Origin of the sequence: Mesorhizobium sp. B2-4-6, from assembly GCF_006442775.1 — a bacterium.
Classification (GTDB): Bacteria; Pseudomonadota; Alphaproteobacteria; order Rhizobiales; family Rhizobiaceae; genus Mesorhizobium.
The window spans coordinates 196,106-215,435 of record NZ_VFVI01000007.1 but is presented as its reverse complement, the minus strand read 5'-3'; the positions used below and the strand labels follow the sequence as shown (position 1 = coordinate 215,435).

18 protein-coding genes are annotated in these 19,330 nt (G+C 64.6%); 7 read left to right on the top strand and 11 right to left on the bottom strand.

What is annotated here, in order from left to right; genetic code table 11:
- The first annotated feature begins 23 nt into the window (after positions 1 to 23).
- The gene (locus FJ957_RS19205) at positions 24 to 770 is read left to right on the top strand and encodes an SDR family NAD(P)-dependent oxidoreductase (RefSeq protein ID WP_140654656.1); all 747 of its coding nucleotides are present in this window, start codon (positions 24 to 26) and stop codon (positions 768 to 770) included.
- A 21-nt stretch (positions 771 to 791) separates the two neighbouring features.
- Here the strand turns inward: FJ957_RS19205 and FJ957_RS19200 are convergent, their stop codons facing one another.
- The 7 genes from FJ957_RS19200 to cyoA are packed head-to-tail and all read right to left on the bottom strand — an operon-like array spanning position 792 to position 7,683.
- Positions 792 to 1,325, bottom strand: a complete 534-nt coding sequence (locus FJ957_RS19200; protein WP_181180616.1) for a response regulator transcription factor — start codon at positions 1,323 to 1,325, stop codon at positions 792 to 794.
- The gene (locus FJ957_RS19195) at positions 1,315 to 2,667 is read right to left on the bottom strand and encodes an ATP-binding protein (RefSeq protein WP_140834070.1); all 1,353 of its coding nucleotides are present in this window, start codon (positions 2,665 to 2,667) and stop codon (positions 1,315 to 1,317) included. The genes FJ957_RS19200 and FJ957_RS19195 overlap by 11 nt, the downstream gene beginning before the upstream one ends.
- Positions 2,664 to 3,425: an SURF1 family protein gene (locus FJ957_RS19190; RefSeq protein ID WP_140834240.1), complete on the bottom strand. Its 762-nt coding sequence runs from the start codon at positions 3,423 to 3,425 to the stop codon at positions 2,664 to 2,666. The genes FJ957_RS19195 and FJ957_RS19190 overlap by 4 nt, the downstream gene beginning before the upstream one ends.
- Positions 3,426 to 3,484: 59 nt before the next feature.
- A complete protein-coding gene (gene cyoD, locus FJ957_RS19185) occupies positions 3,485 to 3,859 on the bottom strand; it encodes a cytochrome o ubiquinol oxidase subunit IV (RefSeq protein WP_140834065.1) in 375 nt (124 codons plus the stop codon).
- Positions 3,856 to 4,482: a cytochrome o ubiquinol oxidase subunit III gene (cyoC, locus tag FJ957_RS19180; protein WP_181177405.1), complete on the bottom strand. Its 627-nt coding sequence runs from the start codon at positions 4,480 to 4,482 to the stop codon at positions 3,856 to 3,858. The genes cyoD and cyoC overlap by 4 nt, the downstream gene beginning before the upstream one ends.
- A gap of 2 nt (positions 4,483 to 4,484) precedes the next feature.
- The gene (cyoB, locus tag FJ957_RS19175; protein ID WP_140834052.1) at positions 4,485 to 6,491 is read right to left on the bottom strand and encodes a cytochrome o ubiquinol oxidase subunit I; all 2,007 of its coding nucleotides are present in this window, start codon (positions 6,489 to 6,491) and stop codon (positions 4,485 to 4,487) included.
- A 10-nt stretch (positions 6,492 to 6,501) separates the two neighbouring features.
- Complete coding sequence (gene cyoA, locus FJ957_RS19170) at positions 6,502 to 7,683, bottom strand: ubiquinol oxidase subunit II (protein ID WP_140834045.1); 1,182 nt, start codon at positions 7,681 to 7,683, stop codon at positions 6,502 to 6,504.
- Between the two features lie 245 nt (positions 7,684 to 7,928).
- On the opposite strand from cyoA, the gene FJ957_RS19165 reads away from it, so the two are divergent.
- Positions 7,929 to 9,242: an MFS transporter gene (locus FJ957_RS19165; protein ID WP_140834041.1), complete on the top strand. Its 1,314-nt coding sequence runs from the start codon at positions 7,929 to 7,931 to the stop codon at positions 9,240 to 9,242.
- Between the two features lie 27 nt (positions 9,243 to 9,269).
- Here the strand turns inward: FJ957_RS19165 and FJ957_RS19160 are convergent, their stop codons facing one another.
- On the bottom strand, positions 9,270 to 10,289 hold the full coding sequence (locus FJ957_RS19160) for an NAD-dependent epimerase (protein ID WP_140834039.1): 1,020 nt from the start codon (positions 10,287 to 10,289) through the stop codon (positions 9,270 to 9,272).
- A gap of 110 nt (positions 10,290 to 10,399) precedes the next feature.
- The gene (locus tag FJ957_RS19155) at positions 10,400 to 11,488 is read right to left on the bottom strand and encodes a helix-turn-helix transcriptional regulator (protein ID WP_140834034.1); all 1,089 of its coding nucleotides are present in this window, start codon (positions 11,486 to 11,488) and stop codon (positions 10,400 to 10,402) included.
- Between the two features lie 234 nt (positions 11,489 to 11,722).
- Between FJ957_RS19155 and FJ957_RS19150 the strand changes: the two genes are divergently transcribed.
- The 3 genes from FJ957_RS19150 (at position 11,723) to FJ957_RS19140 (ending at position 13,613) form a co-directional block, all read left to right on the top strand.
- Positions 11,723 to 12,163 (top strand): hypothetical protein, encoded by a 441-nt coding sequence (locus tag FJ957_RS19150; protein ID WP_140834029.1) that lies wholly within the window; start codon positions 11,723 to 11,725, stop codon positions 12,161 to 12,163.
- A 126-nt stretch (positions 12,164 to 12,289) separates the two neighbouring features.
- Positions 12,290 to 12,772, top strand: a complete 483-nt coding sequence (locus FJ957_RS19145) for a hypothetical protein (RefSeq protein WP_246685883.1) — start codon at positions 12,290 to 12,292, stop codon at positions 12,770 to 12,772.
- 97 nt (positions 12,773 to 12,869) lie between these two features.
- Entirely contained in the window at positions 12,870 to 13,613 is a 744-nt protein-coding gene (locus FJ957_RS19140; protein WP_140834027.1) for a pseudouridine synthase, read from the top strand.
- 61 nt (positions 13,614 to 13,674) lie between these two features.
- Here FJ957_RS19140 and FJ957_RS19135 read toward each other — a convergent pair whose 3' ends face one another.
- Together FJ957_RS19135 and FJ957_RS19130 are read right to left on the bottom strand one after the other, a co-directional pair.
- Complete coding sequence (locus tag FJ957_RS19135; protein WP_140834025.1) at positions 13,675 to 14,256, bottom strand: histidine phosphatase family protein; 582 nt, start codon at positions 14,254 to 14,256, stop codon at positions 13,675 to 13,677.
- 125 nt (positions 14,257 to 14,381) lie between these two features.
- Positions 14,382 to 15,716, bottom strand: a complete 1,335-nt coding sequence (locus tag FJ957_RS19130) for a dicarboxylate/amino acid:cation symporter (RefSeq protein WP_140834021.1) — start codon at positions 15,714 to 15,716, stop codon at positions 14,382 to 14,384.
- A 238-nt stretch (positions 15,717 to 15,954) separates the two neighbouring features.
- On the opposite strand from FJ957_RS19130, the gene FJ957_RS19125 reads away from it, so the two are divergent.
- Positions 15,955 to 17,820, top strand: a complete 1,866-nt coding sequence (locus FJ957_RS19125; RefSeq protein ID WP_140834018.1) for a sensor histidine kinase — start codon at positions 15,955 to 15,957, stop codon at positions 17,818 to 17,820.
- Positions 17,817 to 19,172 carry a sigma-54 dependent transcriptional regulator gene (locus FJ957_RS19120; protein ID WP_140834015.1) on the top strand — a complete coding sequence of 452 codons (1,356 nt, stop codon included), beginning with the start codon at positions 17,817 to 17,819 and terminating at the stop codon, positions 19,170 to 19,172. Before FJ957_RS19125 ends, FJ957_RS19120 begins: the two co-directional genes overlap by 4 nt.
- Positions 19,173 to 19,330 lie beyond the last annotated feature (158 nt).

The window sequence follows — 19,330 nt, the reverse complement described above, 5'->3', positions numbered from 1 at the left end:
TCAGACTGGAGGAAACGCCCGATATGAACAGGATCGATCTGGACGGTCAGCACGCGGTGGTGACCGGCGGCGCCCAGGGCCTCGGCTTCGCCATGGCCAAGCGCTTCGTCGCCTCGGGCGCCACGGTCACGCTTTGGGATCTCGACGAGGCGCGCCTCGATGCCGCCAGACAGGAGCTCGGCAAGGCCGCCACGACGCTGGTGGTCGATATCGCCGACTGGGACGCGGTCGATGCAGCCCGCGCCAGGACCGAGGAGATCGCCGACAAGATCTCCATCGTGGTGAACTCCGCCGGCATCGCCGGCCCGGCGGCGCCGCTCGATGTCTATGACGTCGACGTCTGGAAGAAGATCATCGACATTAACGTCAACGGCACATTCTACGTCAACCGCGCCGTCGTGCCCGGCATGAAGGAGCGCAATTACGGCCGCATCGTCAACATCGCTTCGGTGGCCGGCAAGGAAGGCAACCCGAATGCCGCCGCCTATTCGGCCTCGAAGGCAGCTGTCATCGGCCTGACGAAGTCGCTCGGCAAGGAGCTGGCGCAATACGACATCGCCGTGAACTGCATTTCGCCGGCAACCGCGCAGACACGCATCCTCGACCAGCTGACGCCCGAGCATATCGAATACATGCGCTCGCGCATTCCGCGCGGCCGCCTGCTCGAAGTCGACGAAGCCGCCGCGATGGTCGCGTGGCTGGTCTCGAAGGAAAACAGCTTCACCACCGCCTCGACATTCGACCTGTCGGGCGGGCGCACCACCTACTGAGCAATTCCAGGAAAAGTTGCGCTACTGCACCACGCGCTTCTCGAGCTTGCGGGCAAGCGTGCGCCGGTGCAGGCCAAGCCGGCGCGCGGTTTCGGAGATGTTGAAGCCCGTCTCGACCAGCGTTTCGTGGATGCGCTCCCATTCGAGGTTCTTGATCGAGGTGGGGCGGCTGGTGAGCGGCACCGAAACGTCGCCCTCGGCGCGGCCGAAGGCGGCTTCGATGTCATCGGTGTTGGCGGGCTTGGCCAGATAATGGCACGCGCCGAGCTTGATCGCCTCGACAGCCGTGGCGATGCTGGCAAATCCCGTCAGCACGACGATCCGCATCGACGGATTGCGGGCGCTGAGCAACTTGACGCATTCGAGACCCGATCCCGCTCCAAGCTTGAGATCGACGACGGCGTAGGCCGGAACGGCCGTTTCCAACGCGACCAGCAGCGCCTCGCGGTCGTGGCAGACCACGACATCGTAATCGCGCTTTTCGAACGAACGCTTGAGCGTCCGCGCGAAGGTCGCGTCGTCCTCCACGACAAACAAGGATCGATCAGATGTCACGATCGTCTCCATCGGTCAGCGCCGCCAGCGGCAGCGAAAGGGTAACGCGGGCGCCCTCGGCCATGTTGCGCGCCGAAACGTCGCCGCCGAGCTTGCGCACCACATTGAACACCAGGAAGAGCCCCAGGCCGCCGCCTGGCCGCCCCTTGCTCGACATATAGGGCTGGCCGAGCGCGGCCAGAATATCCTTGTCGAAACCCGGTCCGCGATCCTCGACGGAGAGCACCAGCTTCCCATCCTGCCGCTCGGCGGTGATGCCGACCCAATCGTGCGATGCTTCCAGCGCATTGTCGAGCACATTGAAGATCACTTGCTTCAGCGCCGTGTCGGATACGATCTGCTCGTCCGGCTCGAAACCGTTGCTGTAATCCAGCTTGAAAGGCTGGCGGCTGGAACGCCACTCCTGCACGAGGTCATCGAGGAAGCGGCGGATCGTGGTGCGGATCGTGCCCTCGCCCCGCGCCTGGCCGGAGGACATGAGGATGCCCGTGACGATGCTTTTGCAGCGCTCGATCTGCGCCTGCATCTCGGCCACGTCCTCGGAAAGCTCGCGGTTGCGCTTGACGCCCTGCATCTGGCGCCAGTCGGACAGGATGACCGATATGGTCGAGAGCGGCGTACCGAGTTCGTGCGCGGCACCTGAGGCCAGCAGGCCCATGCGCACGATGTGGTCTTCCTCGGCCGAACGCTGGCGCAGGTCGGCGAGGTAGGCGTCGCGTTCGCGCAGATTGCGGTTGATGCGCGTCATGAAGATCACGATCAGGCCGGCCGCGAGCACGAAGCAGATGAACATACCGCGCAGATGCAGCGCCAGGAGGTCGCTGCCGCCATGATGCGGGATCGCGATCGGCTGGAAAACGAAGATGAGGAAGACGAAACAGGCCGAGGCGGCCACCACCAGGATCCAGGTCGACCATGGCGCCAGCAGTGCGGCACCGAGCGTGATCTGCAGCAGATAGAGCGACACGAACGGGTTCGAGGCGCCGCCGCTCAGGTAAAGCTGAGTCGTTAGCGCCGCCATGTCGAAGATCAGCGCGACGAAGAGCTGCGCGTTGGAGATGCGGCGATTGCCGCGCAGGGCGACCAGGCTGAAGATGTTGAGCCCGACGAGGAAAAGCACGACGCCAGCCATCTCGGCGAGCGGCAGCGGGATCGCGAACCAGTATTGCGTCACCAGGACGGTCAGCACCTGCCCCGCCACCGCCAGCCAGCGCAGTTGGATGAGGAGCAGCAGGTTCTTCCTGTTCGTCACGTCGGAATTCGAGGCGGCGCCTCCCTGTCCGGCGGCCGGAACCGTCAGGATCGGTTTGTCGCGATGAAACCGCGCGATCGAGATGTTCATCTTGCCGCGTCTCGCCTCCGACGTCCGACGAAGATCGGCCTGGCGAGGGCGATCGCCAGCATCACTGCCAGGGCAAACCAGGTCAAAGCATAGACCAGATGGCTGTTGCGGAAGGTGACGACGGTGAGCCCGCCGCGCGGCCAGCCAGCTGGCTCGGACGCTCCGGCATCGATGAAATACGGTGCGACATCCGCCAGACCGCGCGCCTTTGCGATGGCGTCGACGTCGCGCGAATACCAGCGATTGGCCGCCGGATCGTTGCTGCGCAGGAAACCGCCGCGCGGTTCGCTAATGCGCAACAGCCCGTCGACCGTCGCCGTCGCGGTGAACCCGCCACCCTCCCGCTCGAACTCGGCCCTGCGTTCCTGCGGGATGAAGCCGCGGTTGACGAGGACCGTGAAACCGCGGTCGCCGCGCATCGGCGTCAGCACCCAATAGCCGCCGCCAAGCACAGTCACCGCCTGCACCAGCGTGTTGGCACCGCCCTCAAAGCGCCCGGTCAACCGCACATGGCGATATTCGTAGTCAGGCGCGCTCAACCCGCTCCAGTCCCGCGGCCCGGGCGCATCGACGACGGGAGCATGGATGCGTTGGTCGACGCGAGCGATCAGGTCGAGCTTCCAGACCCGCCTTTCCAACTGCCAAGTCCCGAGCCCGAGAAACACCACGACGCCGAGAAGCCCAGCCAGCGCAAGCAAGAATCGCGACGCAGAGCCCTTCGAGACGGCATGAGAGCCAGTACTTGTCCGGTCGATCATGTCCTTTGCCTCGACTTTGGCCCTCCCCACGCCCGACACACTCACGCCCGAAACGGGACTCATGGCATCTCCCGCATCTCGTGGAGCCCGGGCATCATGTTGGCGTTGAGGTGGTACATCACCCAGAGCGAGCCGCTGAGCACGATGACGACGAGGATCACCGTGAAGATGAGCGCCAGCATCGACCATCCGCCTTCCGAGGCGGGGTTCATATGCAGGAAGAAGACCATGTGGACCACGATCTGCACCACCGCGAAGGCCATGACGATGATGGCTGTCGCCTGCTTGTTGTCGATGGCGCCCGCCATGACCATCCAGAACGGGATGGCGGTGAGGATCACCGACAGGACGAAGCCGATCAGGTAGCCCTTCAGCGACCCGTGCGCGGCGCCGCCATGGGTGTGGTCGTGATCGGCATGATCATGAGCGCTCATCTGAGCATCCCCATCAGATAGACGAAGGTGAAGACGCCGATCCAGACGACGTCGAGGAAGTGCCAGAACATGGAGAGGCACATCAGCCGGCGACGGTTGGCCTCGATGAGGCCGTATCGCGCCACCTGCACCATCAGCGTCACCATCCAGACGATGCCGAAGGTGACATGCAGGCCGTGCGTGCCGACCAGGGTGAAGAAGGACGACAGGAAGGCGCTGCGCTGCGGCGTCGCGCCCTCATGGATCATATGCGCGAATTCGTAGAGCTCGATGGAGAGGAACGCCAGGCCGAACAGCATGGTCACGGCGAGCCAGGCTTGCGTCGCGCCGACGCGGCCCTTGTCCATGGTCAGCATGGCGAAGCCATAGGTGATCGAGGAGAGCAGCAGCATGGTGGTGTTGACCGCCACCAGGCCGAGATCGAACAGGTCCTTCGGCGCCGGACCCGCCGCGTAATTGCCGCCGAGCACGCCATAGGCCGCGAACAGCATGGCGAAGATCAGGCAGTCGCTCATCAGATAGAGCCAGAAGCCGAGCATGGTGCTGCCGCCTTCGGCGTGCGCATGCTCCTCTTCCAGATGGAAGACCGGTGCGGTATCGGCCGTGATCGCCGTCGATGCCATGCTCAAGCTCTAGCCCCCTGAGCGGTGAGGAGCGTCGTCCTCGCCTCTTCCGTTTGCGCGACCTCGGCAGCCGGGATGTCGAAGTCGCGGTGGTAGTTGAAGGTGTGGCCGATCGCGGTGGCGATGAGGCAGACGAAGCTCAGCGCCGCCAGCCACCACATGTACCAGATCAGGCCGAATCCGAGCGCGACGCTGAAGACAGCGAGGATCACGCCAGTGCCGGTGTTGCTCGGCATGTGGATCGGCTTGAAGCCGGACAGAGGACGCCGGTAGCCCGCCTTCTTCATGTCCCACCAGGCGTCGTTGTCGCGGATGACTGGCGTGAAGGCGAAGTTGTAGGCCGGCGGCGGCGAGGAGGTCGACCATTCGAGCGTGCGTCCGTCCCAGGGATCGCCGGTGACGTCGACCAGTTCCGCGCGTTTGCGGATGGAGACGAAGATCTGGACCAGGAAGGCGGCGATGCCGCAGGCGATCAGCACGGCGCCGAAGGCGGCGATGACGAACCATATCTGCAGCGAGGGATCGTCGAACACGCGCATGCGGCGCGTCACGCCCATCAGGCCGAGGATATAGAGCGGCATGAAGGCGAACCAGAAGCCGAGCACCCAGCACCAGAACGAGACCTTGCCCCAGAACGGATCGAGCTTGAAGCCGAAGGCCTTCGGCCACCAATAGGCGATGCCGGCGAACAGGCCGAACAGCACGCCGCCGATGATGACGTTGTGGAAATGCGCGATCAGGAACAGGCTGTTGTGCAGCACGAAGTCGGCCGGTGGCACGGCAAGCAGCACGCCGGTCATGCCGCCGACGGTGAAGGTGAGCATGAAGGCCACCGTCCACATCATCGGCAGTTCGAAGCGGATGCGGCCGCGATACATGGTGAACAGCCAATTGAATATCTTCGCCCCGGTCGGGATCGAGATGATCATCGTGGTGATGCCGAAGAAGGAATTGACGCTGGCGCCGGAGCCCATGGTGAAGAAATGGTGCAGCCAGACGAGATACGACAGGATGGTGATGACCACCGTGGCGTAGACCATGGAGGTGTAGCCGAACAGGCGCTTGCCGGAGAAGGTCGAGGTGACCTCGGAGAAGACGCCGAACAGCGGCAGGATGAGGATGTAGACCTCCGGGTGACCCCATATCCAGATGAGGTTCACATACATCATCGGGTTGCCGCCGAAGTCGTTGGTGAAGAAGTTGGTGCCGACATAGCGGTCGAGCGCGAGCAGCGTCAGCACGGCCGTCAGCACCGGGAAGGACGCCACGATCAGCACGTTGGTGCAGAGCGAGGTCCAGGTGAAGACGGGCATGCGCATCATCGTCATGCCGGGGGCGCGCATCTTGATGATGGTGCAGATCAGGTTGATGCCGGACAACGTCGTGCCGACGCCGGCGACCTGCAGCGCCCAGATGTAGTAATCGACGCCGACGTCGGGACTGTAGTTGATGCCGGAGAGCGGCGGATAGGCCAGCCAGCCGGTGCGGGCGAATTCGCCGACGAACAGCGAGGCCATGACCAGGATGGCGCCGCCGACCGTCATCCAGAAGCTGAAATTGTTGAGGAAGGGGAAGGAGACGTCGCGCGCGCCGATCTGCAGCGGCACGACGAAGTTCATCAGCCCGGTGACGAAAGGCATCGCCACGAAGAAGATCATGATCACGCCATGGGCGGTAAATATCTGGTCGTAGTGATGGGCGTTGAGGTAGCCCTCGGAACCGTTGAAGGCGATGGCCTGCTGCAGGCGCATCATGATGGCGTCGGAGAAGCCGCGCAGCAGCATGATGAGGCCGAGCGCCATGTACATGACGCCGATCTTCTTGTGGTCCACGCTGGTGAACCACTCGCGCCACAAATAGCCCCAGAGCTTGAAATACGTGATGGCGCCAAGAACAGCGGCACCGCCGAGCGCCACCGCGATGAAGGTGCCGACGACGATCGGCTCGTGCAGCGGCAGCGACTCCAGAGTGAGGCGGCCGAAGATGAATTTGGTCAGCGTCTCAGGCATCCGCCATTCCTCACAATTCGAAGCGCAGCAGCCCGAGCGACGGCGTCTTGGCGTCGGCGCGGCGGCGGCCTGCCCCTGGACTGAGCAGCCCTGCCCCGCGCAATGGCGAAAGATCGCGCACCGGCCAGTATTTCGCGTCGGCATCGCGGGCCGCGCGCGAGGCGGCGGCCGCTTCCTCCGCCGTGCAGATGCTTGCGACATAGGACGGATCGTTGCCGAACACCGCGCCGCGCCGGGCAAGCTTGTCATATTGCAGCGGCAGGGTGTTGCGCACGCCGGCGAGCCCCAAGCCGCCCTTGGCGTCGATCGACATCATCTCGTTCATGCACATCTTGCCGCGCTCGACGCACAAATTGAGGATGGCGCCGAAGAGGTCGGGATCGACGGAGGCGTAGTAGCGGACCGGCTCGTTCTCGCTCGGACGTTCGAGCTCGAGATAACTGTCTCGGTTGAGCGTGGCCTGCGCGCTCTTGGTCTGCGTCACCCAATCGGCGAAGGCCTGGCCGGAGAGGCCGTGAAACACAAAGCGCATGCCGGAGAAGCCGGCGCCGCTGTAGTTGGCCGAGAAGCCGGTATAGGTGCCCGGACGGTTGATGACGGCGTGCAGCTTCGTCTCCATGGCGGGCATGGCGTAGATTTGCCCGGCAAGAGCTGGAATGTAGAAGGAGTTCATCACCGTTGAGGAGGTAATGCGGAAGTCGATCGGCTGGTTGACCGGCGCCGCCAGCTCGTTGACGGAGGCAATGCCGTAATCGGGATAGATGAAGAGCCATTTCCAATCCAGCGCGACGACCTCGACCTTGAGCGGCTTGTGGTTCTGGGTGACCGGCTGTCCTGGTTCGATCCGGTCGATGCGCCGGTAGGGATCGAGCAGATGCGTGCCGAGCCAGGTGAGCGCGCCCAGGCAGATGATGACAAGCAGGGGTGCCGCCCAGATCACCAGTTCCAGCTTGGTCGAATGGTCCCAGTCCGGCGTATAGGCCGCCGTGGTGCTGGACTGCCGGTAGCGCCAGGCAAACAGCACGGTCAGCGCCATGACGGGCACGATGACGAGCAGCATCAGCAGTGTCGAGACGACGAGCAGGTCGCGCTGCTGCACTGCCACATCGCCCGCGGGCGCCAGCACGACCAGATCGCAACCGCTCAGCAGCACGGCGAGCGGAAAAAGAAGCAAGAGTCCGGATCGTCTCATCAAACGCTGCCCTCGATGGCCCTGCAGCAAGATCTTTGCAGGTTGCGATGCGATATGGACCAACGGCTACTGCCGCAGGCACGGCGACGACATTGGACAATTTGTCCAATGCCCAGCCGGTATGGCTTTCGCGAAAGTGTGCACGCATAATGGGATGACGACAACATCGCATCTGGATGACGACAACATCGCATCGGGACGATGACAATCGCGTTCCGAACTTGAGCTCGGTGGCGACGGAAACGATGGCTGAAACTTCAACTGCCGAAACTGACAGCAGGCTGATCGGCTCGCATCACGGCCAGGTCAGCGCGGGCGATATCGCGGTCGGCGTGATCATCGGCAGGACGTCGGAATTCTTCGATTTCTTCGTCTATGCGATCGCTTCCGTGATCGTGTTCCCCAAGCTTGTGTTCCCAACGCACGACCCGCTGGTCGGAACACTCTACTCCTTCGCCATCTTCGCGCTGGCCTTCATCGCGCGCCCGTTCGGCACCGTGCTGTTCATGGCGATCGACCGCGCCTATGGCCGCGGCGCCAAGCTGACGATCGCGCTGTTCCTGCTCGGCACCTCGACGGTGGCCATGGCGTTCCTGCCCTCCTATGAGGATGTCGGCGCGGTCGCCGCCTGGCTGCTGGCGCTCACCCGCTTCCTGCAGGGGCTGGCGCTCGGCGGGACATGGGACGGACTGCCCTCCCTCCTGGCGCTGAACGCGCCGCAGAACCGGCGCGGCATCTATGCTATGATCCCGCAGCTCGGCGCGCCGATCGGGCTCATCGTGGCAAGCTCGCTGTTTGCATTCTTCGTCGCCAACCTCTCGGCCGACGACTTCTTTGCCTGGGGCTGGCGCTATCCCTTCTTCGTCGCCTTCGCCATCAACGTCGTGGCGCTGTTTGCCAGGCTGCGCATCGTGGTCACGCCCGAATTCTCGAAACTCTACGAGAGCGGCGACCTGCAGCCGACGCGCATCAGGGAGATGGTTCGGACTGAAGGACGCAACGTCGTGGTCGGCGCCTTCGCGCCGCTGGCGAGCTTTGCCCTGTTCCATATGGTGACAGTGTTCCCGCTATCCTGGGTGTTCCTGTTCACCAATGAGGGCCCGGAACGTTTCCTGGTCATCGAGGCGGTGAGCGCGCTGTTCGGCATCGCGGCTATCGTCGCATCGGGGCCGCTGGCCGACCGTGTCGGACGGCGTGCCCTGCTCGGCGGCGGTGCCGTCGCCATCGCCGCTTTCAGCGGCTTTGCACCACAGCTTCTCAACGGCGGCACCGTCGGCGAGACGGTGTTCATGGTGCTCGGGTTCATCCTGCTGGGCTTAAGCTTCGGGCAGTCCTCGGGCGTCGTGGCATCGAGCTTCTCGCGCCAGCACCGCTATACCGGCTCGGCGGTGACATCGGACTTGGCCTGGATGTTCGGCGCCGGCTTCGCGCCGCTTGCCGCGCTGCTTTTGGCCGGCAATTTCGGCCTTATCGCCGCCGGCGCTTACCTGCTTTCGGGCGCCGCCTGCACGCTGATCGCGCTCTGGATCGACAGGCAAGCATCCACGGCCGACCGCTAGTACATTGTCGCGGGGGCAGGCGCACAATCAGACCTGGTAGAAATCCCGGTACCATTCCACGAAGCGCGGGACGCCGATCTCGATCGGGATCTTGGGCTTGAAGCCGATCACCTCTTCGAGTGAGGTGACATCGGCGAAAGTCGCCAGAACGTCGCCCGGCTGGAGCGGCATCATGTTGCGGATCGCCTTGCGCCCAAGCGCGTCTTCCAGCACGTCGATGAGCCGGCTGAGCTCGACGGGCGAGCTGTCGCCGACGTTGTGGATCCTGAACGGCGCGGTGCTCGTCGCCGGGTCCGGCGCAGCGCTTTTCCAATCGGGGTTGGGCGTCGCGGGATGCCGCATGACGCGGACCACCCCCTCGACGATGTCGTCGATATAGGTGAAATCCCGCTGCATGTTGCCATGGTTGAAAACGTCGATCGGCTGGCCGGCGAGGATGGCCTTGGTGAAGATGAACAGGGCCATGTCGGGCCGTCCCCACGGACCGTAGACGGTGAAGAAGCGCAGGCCCGTCGTCGGCAGCCCGAACAGATGGCTGTAGGTGTGGGCCATCAGCTCGTTCGCCTTCTTGCTGGCGGCATAGAGGCTGAGGGGATGGTCGGCGGAATCATGCACCGAGAACGGCATGCGCGTGCTGCCGCCGTAGATCGAGCTCGACGAAGCGTAGACGAGATGGTCGACCGAGGCCTGCCGGCACCCTTCCAGGATGTTGAGGAAGCCGTTGAGATTGCTTTGCGCATAGACGTGCGGATTGACCAGCGAATAGCGAACGCCCGCCTGTGCGGCGAGATTGACGACGATCTCCGGCGCGACCGACGCAAAGACCCCCGAGATGCCGTCGCGGTCGGCGAGATCGACATGCTCGAAACGAAAATTCGGGAACGCCTTCAGCCGCTCGAGCCGCGCCTGCTTCAGCGCGACGTCGTAATACTCGTTCATGGAATCGAGGCCGACAACCTGCCGGCCTTCGGCAAGCAGCCTCTGGCAAAGGTGAAAACCTATGAAGCCGGCTGCGCCGGTGATCAGGATCGGCCTGCTCGACGTCAATGCATACCCCTAACGCTGCAGCCTCAACCAGTCGAAAGCCTGCGCCTTTTATGGCAGGCTGGCGACGAATTCAACGATACGCTTTCTTCCGCCGCTCCAACGCAGTCCTGTCATTGCGGCAGTGAGGCCAGCGGCTGCAGCGTCTTCAACATGGCGACCAGCTGGCTCTGCTGATGGGTGCCGGTTTTCTGGAAGACGCGCTCGAGATAGGTCCGGGCGGATTTGACGGTGATGCCGCCACGCGCGGCCGTTTCCGCCAAAGTGAGTCCGGCGGCAAGATCGGCTGCCAGCCGTGCCTCCGACGGCGTCAGATCGAACAAGGCGTTGAGCAGGCTCGCCGAAGGCACAAGCGCGCTCGGCTTGACGGGCGTGGCCATCACAAGGATGTCGGCGTTGCCGAAAATGTCGTGCGCCGAGCGCCGCAGCGGCAACAGATGGACGACGAAGGGCGCCTCGCCGCCGATGCTCGGCACCGGTATCGATCCGACCGAATTGTCGGTGCGGCTCATGCCGGTCACGGCCAGCTGGAACAGCCGGTTGGCGTCGCGGTCGGCGATTGCCAGTCCGCCATAGGCCACGGGCAGGAAGGCCGTATCGAGCCTGTCCAGGTGCGGGTTGGTGGCCATGACGCGCCCATTGGCCGACAACACGGCTGCCGGCAACCCAAGCAGGTCGAGCGCCGAGGTGGCGGCCTCCGCCCGCTCCACCCGCAGCCGGCCGGCGACAAGGCTGGCGCGGGCCAGATGCGGCCGCAGCGCATCGAGCCCGTCGACCTCGCCTTGCGCGAAGCCGCCGTCCCGGATCCATTTCTGGAAGACGAAGGTCGCCAGTTCGCCGGTCGGCATCGGTATCGCGGTGCACAGATGCGCGCCGATGCCGAATTGCCGCAGCATGATACGGGCCGGATCGCGCTCGATCTCATCGGGACTCATAAAGTCGTCGACGCGTACGAAGCTCGCCGGCTGCAAGCCGCACATCTTCTGCACACTGTCGCAGAACTTCCAGAAATCCCTCTTGATGAACTCGTCGAACAGCGGCCGCAGATTGTCGAGCGTCGTTCCGCGCGGCGGGCCGTCGTCGCTGAAGAAGAAGACCTGAGCGCTGGCCGAGTTCGACAGGCCGCCCGCTTTCTGGAGCACCGTGTTCCACCGCTCCGGGACGAAGGCCGCCTCGTAGATGGTTTCAATCAGATCGATCATGGCCGCCATTGAGAACGCTGCCGAGAGAACGAGCGGGTCCGGCCAGGCCCGGTAGACCGCCAGTATCCAACAATGGAAATGCGATCTCAAGCCAATGCTTATATGCGAGCGCGGTCAGCGATTGAACCCTTCCGTGCGAAATGAGATTGCGCGCATGGCCCGGATCGGGGATTTGGTTTTCTTGGTGATCCCCCTTCCTTGGGGCAAACTGCCAGCGGGCTGTCAGGAGGAGAAATGAGAGCACGCGCGGCGACGGTCGGAGATCTGGAAGATGTGTTCCACGGCCTGTCCAAGCGAATGTCGGACGAGTATGTGGCGGCCGGCAAGGACAGCAAAAGCGCCTATGACAATCTGATGATGAACCTGAAGGAAGGACGGGCGCATGCGCTCGTCCAGGACGACAGGACGGTGGCGATCATCGCCTGGCACGAGCATGCGGACGCCGCCGATACGCTCTTTGCCGCGCAGGAGGATTTCTTCAACGCCTCGACGGTCCGCTTCTGCAAGCGCCACATCCGCCATGTCCAGGCGCTCGCCGGCAACCTTCCCGTGCATTCGCGCAGCTGGCTGGACAGGCCCGACGTAGCGAAATGGTTCCGCGTGATCGGCTATATCGACCGAGGGCGCGAGAACGGCGCCCACCTGTTCGAGCTGCTGCCGGCCGCCAACAGCTGACGAAAGCGAGGGCGCCTTACGACACCCGAAAACCGGCGCTTGCGCGAAAATCCGATTGGAAAGATGGTAGGCGCAGGCAGCCGGGCAAGCCGGCACGCCGGATCGGTATGGCTGCCGGAAATCGAGATGTTGCGCTTCTGCCTGGCCATGGTTGCCATCGCTGCCCTGACGAGACCGTCAGAGGCGGAGACACGCGCGTCCCATCTTTTCGATCATCCCGAGCTGTCGGCGGCATATTCGGGCCAATCCGATCTCGTTACCGCATACACGACGGGCATGGCGCGCTACCGGCTTCAATATTCGGGCCATACGGACGAGGCCGGTTTGGCCGCCCCGCTCGAGCCCCGGCTGCTGCGGCCTGAATTCCAACAACGGACATGGCGTTCCTCGGATGGCAGTCTGCTGCAGGGCTTTGCCGGCAAGGGTGGCTTCCGGCTGACCGCAGGCAACTGCGTGACCCGCATCTGCATGGCTAGCGAATGCAGCGAGGCCGGCTGGCCGCTTTACGCCTGCAGCGACGGGCGCAAGCGCAAGATGTCGGTCAAAAGCTTCGTGACGGCAACGTTCGACGGCATCTCCTACCGGCGGTTGAGCGCGCCGCAGGAGTGAAACCGGCGACCCGAACCGGGTAATGGAGCCGCTTGCGCCGATCTCGCCAGGCGTGGCATCGGTTGCAGCGTTTTGAGCAAGTCCGAAGACAGAGACAGTGGCACGCCAACCCGACCGACGATCAGCAACACCAAAGGTCAGCCTCGCCCGAGCGCTTTCCAAGCTTGGCTTCTGCTCACGCACGCAGGCCGAGCGTTTCGTCGCCGAGGGGCGGGTGCGGGTCGGCGGCGTGACGGTGCGCGATGCCTTGCTGCGCATCGATCCCGGCCGCGACCGCATCACCGTCGACGGCGAGCGCGTCGTTGCCGAGCGTAAGGTCTATCTGATGCTCAACAAGCCGCGCGGCCTGGTCACGACCCGCGATGACCCCGAAGGCCGCGGCACCGTCTATGACTGCCTGGAAGGGCTCGACCTGCCCTTCGTGTCGCCCGTTGGCCGCCTCGACAAGGCGAGCGAAGGGCTGCTTTTGATGAGCAACGACACGCGCTGGGCGAACGGTCTGCTCGACCCCGCCTCGCATGTCGCCAAGACCTATCACGTGCAGATCGCGGCCGTGCCCGACGAAGCGATGCTGGAGCGCTTTCGCCAAGGGGCGGTCGTCGACGGCGAGCTGCTCACCGCAAGCTCGATCGCGCTGTTGCGCAGCGGCGGGCGGACGGCGTGGCTGGAGATCGTGCTCGACGAGGGACGCAACCGGCAGATCCGCAGGCTGCTCGGCGCTTTCGACATCGAGGTGCCGCGGCTGATCAGGGTGGCGATCGGCGGATTGCAGCTCGGCGAGCTTGCCAAGGGCAAGGCGCGGCATTTGACCGCGGAGGAACTGGCGATGATGGGAGTCTAGCCGAAACGTCTCAGCTTCGTCATCCACGGGCCAGAGGCACCTGGGCTGCCATCCAGCGGGGCTACTTCTGGTTCCAGCGGCGGATGACCGGCTCGGTCAGGTCGTGCTCGTAGCCGAGGATGCTGAGGCTGGCGGTGTCGAGCACGAAATGCTCGCCGCCTTCCGGCGGCAGGCCGACCCAGCGCGACGCGAACACACGCAGGAAATGCGAGCTGGAGAAGATGAGCACATTGCCGGCAACCGCGCGCAGCCCGGCGATGATGGTATCGGCGCGGGCGCCGACATCGGCCGCCGTCTCGCCGCCCGGGCAGCCGTCGCGAAACAACTGCCAGCCGGGACGCTTGGACAATATCTCCTTGGTCGTCACGCCTTCGTAAGCGCCGTAATCCCATTCCCGCAGGTCGGGCTTCTTGACCGCGCGCTCGCCGAAGCCGGCGAGACGGCAGGTGTCGAAGGCGCGCTGCGACGGGCTCGACCAGACGGCCTGGAAAGTCAGTCCCTCGAGGCGTTCGGCGACGCCGCGCGCGGCCTCCTCGCCTTTCGCGGTCAGGGGCATGTCGGTGCGGCCGGTATGCCTGCCCGAGAGACTCCACTCCGTCTCCCCATGACGGACAAGATAGATCTCGGGATACGCGCTGCTCATCGACCTGCCTCTCGGCTGAATGTTTCGCCGGGAATCCGGCGCGCGCAGCCTATTCGGCGGCCGACAAAATGAACAGGCCGCGGCGATTGCCGCGACCTGTTCGGCATCGGGAGGATGCTGGTTGGCTAGGCAGGCTGCAGGCCGCCCGACAACGCGAGGTCGGCTTCTTCCGGCAACTGGCCGGCCATGGCGGCGGCGAATTTGGTCTGGTCGAGCTCACCTTCCCAGCGCGCCACGACGACGGTCGCGACCGCGTTGCCGACGAAGTTGGTGAGCGCGCGGCATTCCGACATGAAGCGGTCGACGCCGAGGATCAGCGCCATGCCGGCGACCGGCACGGAGGGCACGACCGAGAGCGTTGCGGCCAGTGTGATGAAGCCGGCGCCGGTGATGCCGGCCGCACCCTTCGAGCTCAGCATGGCGACGAGCAAGAGCAGGATCTGGTCGCCGAAGGTGAGCGGCGTGTCGGTCGCCTGGGCGATGAAAAGTGCTGCCAGCGTCATGTAGATGTTGGTGCCGTCGAGGTTGAAGGAATAGCCGGTCGGAATGACCAGGCCGACCACCGAGCGGTTGCAGCCGGCGCGCTCCATCTTGGCCATCAGGCCCGGAAGTGCTGCTTCCGACGACGAGGTGCCGAGCACCAGCAGCAGTTCTTCCTTGATGTAGCGGATCAGCGCGAGGATCGAGAAGCCATTATACCATGCCACAGTGCCGAGCACGACCAGCACGAAGAGCAGCGACGTCAGATAGAAGGTGCCGATCAGCATGGCGAGGTTGGCGATCGAGCCGATGCCGTATTTGCCGACGGTGAAGGCCATGGCGCCGAAGGCGCCGATGGGCGCCGCCTTCATCAGGATGGCGACGAGGCGGAAGACCGGCGAGGTCAGCGCCTGCAGGAAATCGACCACGGGGCGGCCGCGCTCGCCGACCAGCGCCAGCGCTATGCCGAACAGCACCGAGAAGAACAGCACCTGCAGGATGTCGCCCTGGGCGAAGGCGCCGGTGATGGTGTCGGGGATGATGTTCATCAAGAAGCCGACGATGGAAGAGTCATGCGCCTTCTCGGTGAAGGTCGCCACTTTCGAGGGATCGAGGGTCGCCGGGTTGATGTGCATTCCGGCGCCGGGCTGAATGACGTTCGACACGACGAGGCCGACCACGAGCGCCAATGTCGAGAAGAGGAGGAAATAGATCATCGCCTTGCCGGCGACGCGGCCGACCTTGTGCAGGTCGGAGACACCGGCAATGCCGGTCGCCACGGTGAGGAAGATCACCGGCGCGATCACCATCTTGACCAGCTTGATGAAGGCGTCGCCAAGCGGCTTCAGCGATGCGCCCAGGTCGGGGTAGAAATGGCCAAGCAGGATACCGGCGGCAATCGCCACCAGGACCTGTACATAGAGATGCCGGTAAAAGGGAACCTTGCCGCGCGGTTCGGCGGCAGCGATTGCTGTCTGCATGATGTCCTCCGTTCGGCCCCCGATCGAGACGCTCGACCTCCCAGGGGGCTGTTGACCTCCACAGCCTCGCGGCTGCTGCGTATGCATTTGCAACCCGCGTGCCAGATGATGCCCGAAGTCTCGCTTTTATTGATTTTGTTGGATTTTTTGAGCCCGCGACAAGAGCCTTGGAGAAGGCCGGTGCGGTTATCCGCATAGGTCGAATTGCGCTTTGTGCGAAATCATGCACAGATGTGGCATGCTGCAACGCCCGGCCGCTGCCCTCGCCCCAACGCCCGAACTGCTTGCCGGGCGGGCGCGGCGCACCTGGCTGCTGTTTACGGCGGTGGCGCTGCTGATCGTGCTCGCGGCGCTCTACGGCGCCGGGCTTTATGGTCGCTCGGCCGAGATCGAGACCCTGGCCGCGCAAGGGCGCACGGACGCCAACCTCAAAGTCGCGCTGCTGCGCGCGGTGCTGGAAAATCCTCGCGCGCTGCCGCTGCTCCTGTCGGAAGACCAGCAGGTGCATGATGCGCTGACGGAGCGCAACCCCGCATCGATCGACGTGCTCAACCGCAAGCTCGAAGGGCTGGTATCGGGCACCAAGGCCTCGGTGCTCTATGTCACCGGCACGGACGGCCTGGCGATCGCCTCCAGCAATTGGCGCGAGCCGGTGAGCTTCGTCGGCAACGACTATGGTTTTCGCGCCTATTTCTCTGTCGCGATGGAAACCGGCACGGCCGAATATTTCGCGCTCGGCAATGTCAGCAAACGTCCCGGCCTCTACATCTCGCGCCGCGTCGACGGCGCTTCGGGGCCGCTCGGCGTCGTCGTCGTCAAGATGGAGTTCGACCAGCTCGAGGCCGACTGGCACGAGGCGAACCGCCCGGCCTATGTCAGCGATGCGCATGGCGTGGTGCTGATCACGAGCGTGCCCTCTTGGCGTTTCATGACGACGGCGCCGCTGGCCGCTCCGGTTACGGCCGACATCCGCGCCAGCCAGCAATTCGGCGATGCGCCGCTGGTGCCCTTGCCGATCACGAAACCGCAACCGCTCAGCCCCGATGTCGCGCTTGTCCAGGCCATCACGCCCGGCGGCAGCGATGCGGAATATCTGCGGCTTTCCACCGCCGTGCCGTCGACACCCTGGCGCCTCGACTATCTCCTTCCTGCCGAAGCACCGGTCGCGGCGGCGCAGCGCGAGATGCGGCTCCTGGTGCTCGGTGTCCTCGTGCCGCTCATTGCCTTTGCCGCTTATCTGTTGTGGCGCCGGCAATCCGGCCAGATGCGGATTGCCGCCGAACAGGCCGCGCGCGCCGAGCTCGAGCGCCGCGTCATCGAGCGCACGCAGGATCTGAGCCTGGCGCGCGACCGGCTGCAGGCCGAGATCGCGGACCATCGCAGCACCGAAGCCAAGCTGCAGGTGATGCAGCAGGAACTGGTGCAGGCCAACCGGCTTGCCACGCTTGGCCAGGTCGCCGCCGGCGTCGCGCATGAGATCAACCAGCCGGTGGCGACGATCCGCGCCTATGCCGACAATGCGCGCGTCTTCCTCGAACGCAAGCAGAGCGCCTCAGCCGAGGAAAACCTTGGCGCCATCGCTGCGCTGACCGAGCGCATCGGCTCCATCACCGAAGAGCTGAAAGCTTTCGCCCGCAAGGGCCGCACCGCCGCCGAACCAGTCGAACTGCGCGGCGTGATCGAAGGCGCCGTCGTGCTGCTCAGGAGCCGCTTCGCCGGCCGGCTGGATGCGCTGGCGATCACGCTGCCGCCGCCGGCGCTGAAGGTTATGGGCAACCGGCTGAGGCTGGAGCAGGTGCTGATCAACCTTTTCCAGAACGCGCTGGAGGCACTCGATGGCCGCGACGACGCGAAAGTCGAGGTTTCGGCGGCCGAGACCGGCGATGACGTCGCGCTCATCGTCTCGGACAACGGCCCGGGCATTCCGTCCGCGATCCTGAAATCGCTGTTCACGCCCTTCAACACCTCCAAGGAAAAAGGCCTGGGGCTCGGGCTCGTCATCTCCAAGGACATCGTCACCGACTATGGCGGGCGCATCGAGGTTTCGAGCAGCGGCCTGGGAACACGCTTCATCATCCACCTTTCGAAAGCCGGCGCTGCATGACGAAGCACGATCCAGCCCCGGTGATCCTGATCGATGACGATAGCGATCTGCTCAAGGCGACAAGACAGACGCTGGAGCTTGCCGGCTTTGCGGTGTCGGCCCACGCCGTGGCGAAGGAAGCGCTGGCGGCGCTCGACAGGGATTTCGCCGGCGTGGTGGTGTCGGATATCCGCATGCCGGAGATCGACGGGCTGCAACTTTTCGATCGCGTGCTGCGGCTCGACCCCGATATCCCCGTCATCCTGGTCACCGGCCATGGCGATATCGCGATGGCCGTGAAGGCGATCAAGGACGGCGCCTACGACTTCATCACCAAGCCTTTCGCCGCCGACAGGCTGGCGCAGAGCGTGGCCCGCGCCGCCGAAAAGCGGCGCCTGGTGATGGAAAACCGCGCCTTGCGCGAGGCGGCCGAGCAGGCGCAGGAAGGCTTGCCGCTGATCGGCCAGACGCCGGCCATGGAGCGGCTGCGCCGGACATTGCGGCAGATAGCCGACACCGATGTCGACGTTCTGGTGACCGGCGAGACCGGTTCGGGCAAGGAGGTGGTGGCGAGCCTGCTGCATCGCTGGAGCCGCCGCGCCAAAGGCAATTTCGTCGCTCTAAATTGCGGGACGCTGCCGGAGACGGTCATCGAAAGCGAGTTGTTCGGACACGAGGCCGGCGCCTTCACCGGCGCGCAGAAGAAGCGCGTCGGCCGCATCGAGCATTCGAGCGGCGGCACGCTGTTCCTCGACGAGATCGAGAGCATGCCGGCCTCGACGCAGGTGCAGATGCTGCGCGTCTTGGAAATGCGCGAGGTGACGCCGCTCGGCACCAATGAGATCCGGCCGGTCGACCTGCGCGTCGTTGCCGCCGCCAAGGTCGATCTCGGCGACGCCGGCCAGCGCGGCAATTTCCGCGAGGATCTCTATTACCGGCTCAATGTGGTGACGCTTTCGATCCCGCCGCTGCGCGAAAGGCGGGACGACGTGCCGCTGTTGTTCGGTTACTTCGCCGATCGCGCCGCCGCCCGCTTCCGGCGCGCCGTGCCGGCGATCTCCGCCGCGGTTCAGCGCCATCTCGGCGAACATGACTGGCCCGGCAATGTGCGCGAACTCGCCCACTTCGCCGAACGCTTCGTGCTCGGGCTGGACGACGTTGCCCCAGCGTCTTCCCCCACGGCAACGGAGATCGGCACCCCCATGCCCCTGCCGGAACGACTCGATCGTTACGAAGCCGAAATTATCCGCGAGACACTTGGTCGCAATGACGGCGACGTCCGCCGCACCATCGAGGCGCTCGGCATTCCGCGCAAGACCTTCTACGACAAGCTGCAGCGGCACGGCATCGTGCGCAGCGATTTTTCCAGGTAGATCAAACGGGTGGAACCGCAGTGCCGCTGCCTCGTTGAAACCGACCGGGAAACCGTGGCACTCGGGCATCAGCCGGGCGGCGAACGCTTCGCCGTGGCGGCGTTGCCGGGTTGCGCTCGGCAGGCGTTGATGGTTTGTTGCCGCTCAGCGGAGAACGA

Excerpts from the sequence above, each read along its gene's own strand:
- FJ957_RS19205 (WP_140654656.1), top strand. The coding sequence starts at position 24 with ATGAACAGGATCGATCTGGACGGTCAGCACGCGGTGGTGACCGGCGGC.
- FJ957_RS19195 (WP_140834070.1), bottom strand. The coding sequence starts at position 2,667 with ATGAACATCTCGATCGCGCGGTTTCATCGCGACAAACCGATCCTGACG.
- FJ957_RS19190 (WP_140834240.1), bottom strand. The coding sequence starts at position 3,425 with ATGATCGACCGGACAAGTACTGGCTCTCATGCCGTCTCGAAGGGCTCT.
- cyoD (WP_140834065.1), bottom strand. The coding sequence starts at position 3,859 with ATGAGCGCTCATGATCATGCCGATCACGACCACACCCATGGCGGCGCC.
- cyoC (WP_181177405.1), bottom strand. The coding sequence starts at position 4,482 with ATGGCATCGACGGCGATCACGGCCGATACCGCACCGGTCTTCCATCTG.
- cyoB (WP_140834052.1), bottom strand. The coding sequence starts at position 6,491 with ATGCCTGAGACGCTGACCAAATTCATCTTCGGCCGCCTCACTCTGGAG.
- cyoA (WP_140834045.1), bottom strand. The coding sequence starts at position 7,683 with ATGAGACGATCCGGACTCTTGCTTCTTTTTCCGCTCGCCGTGCTGCTG.
- FJ957_RS19165 (WP_140834041.1), top strand. The coding sequence starts at position 7,929 with ATGGCTGAAACTTCAACTGCCGAAACTGACAGCAGGCTGATCGGCTCG.
- FJ957_RS19155 (WP_140834034.1), bottom strand. The coding sequence starts at position 11,488 with ATGATCGATCTGATTGAAACCATCTACGAGGCGGCCTTCGTCCCGGAG.
- FJ957_RS19150 (WP_140834029.1), top strand. The coding sequence starts at position 11,723 with ATGAGAGCACGCGCGGCGACGGTCGGAGATCTGGAAGATGTGTTCCAC.
- FJ957_RS19145 (WP_246685883.1), top strand. The coding sequence starts at position 12,290 with ATGTTGCGCTTCTGCCTGGCCATGGTTGCCATCGCTGCCCTGACGAGA.
- FJ957_RS19135 (WP_140834025.1), bottom strand. The coding sequence starts at position 14,256 with ATGAGCAGCGCGTATCCCGAGATCTATCTTGTCCGTCATGGGGAGACG.
- FJ957_RS19130 (WP_140834021.1), bottom strand. The coding sequence starts at position 15,716 with ATGCAGACAGCAATCGCTGCCGCCGAACCGCGCGGCAAGGTTCCCTTT.
- FJ957_RS19125 (WP_140834018.1), top strand. The coding sequence starts at position 15,955 with ATGCTGCAACGCCCGGCCGCTGCCCTCGCCCCAACGCCCGAACTGCTT.
- FJ957_RS19120 (WP_140834015.1), top strand. The coding sequence starts at position 17,817 with ATGACGAAGCACGATCCAGCCCCGGTGATCCTGATCGATGACGATAGC.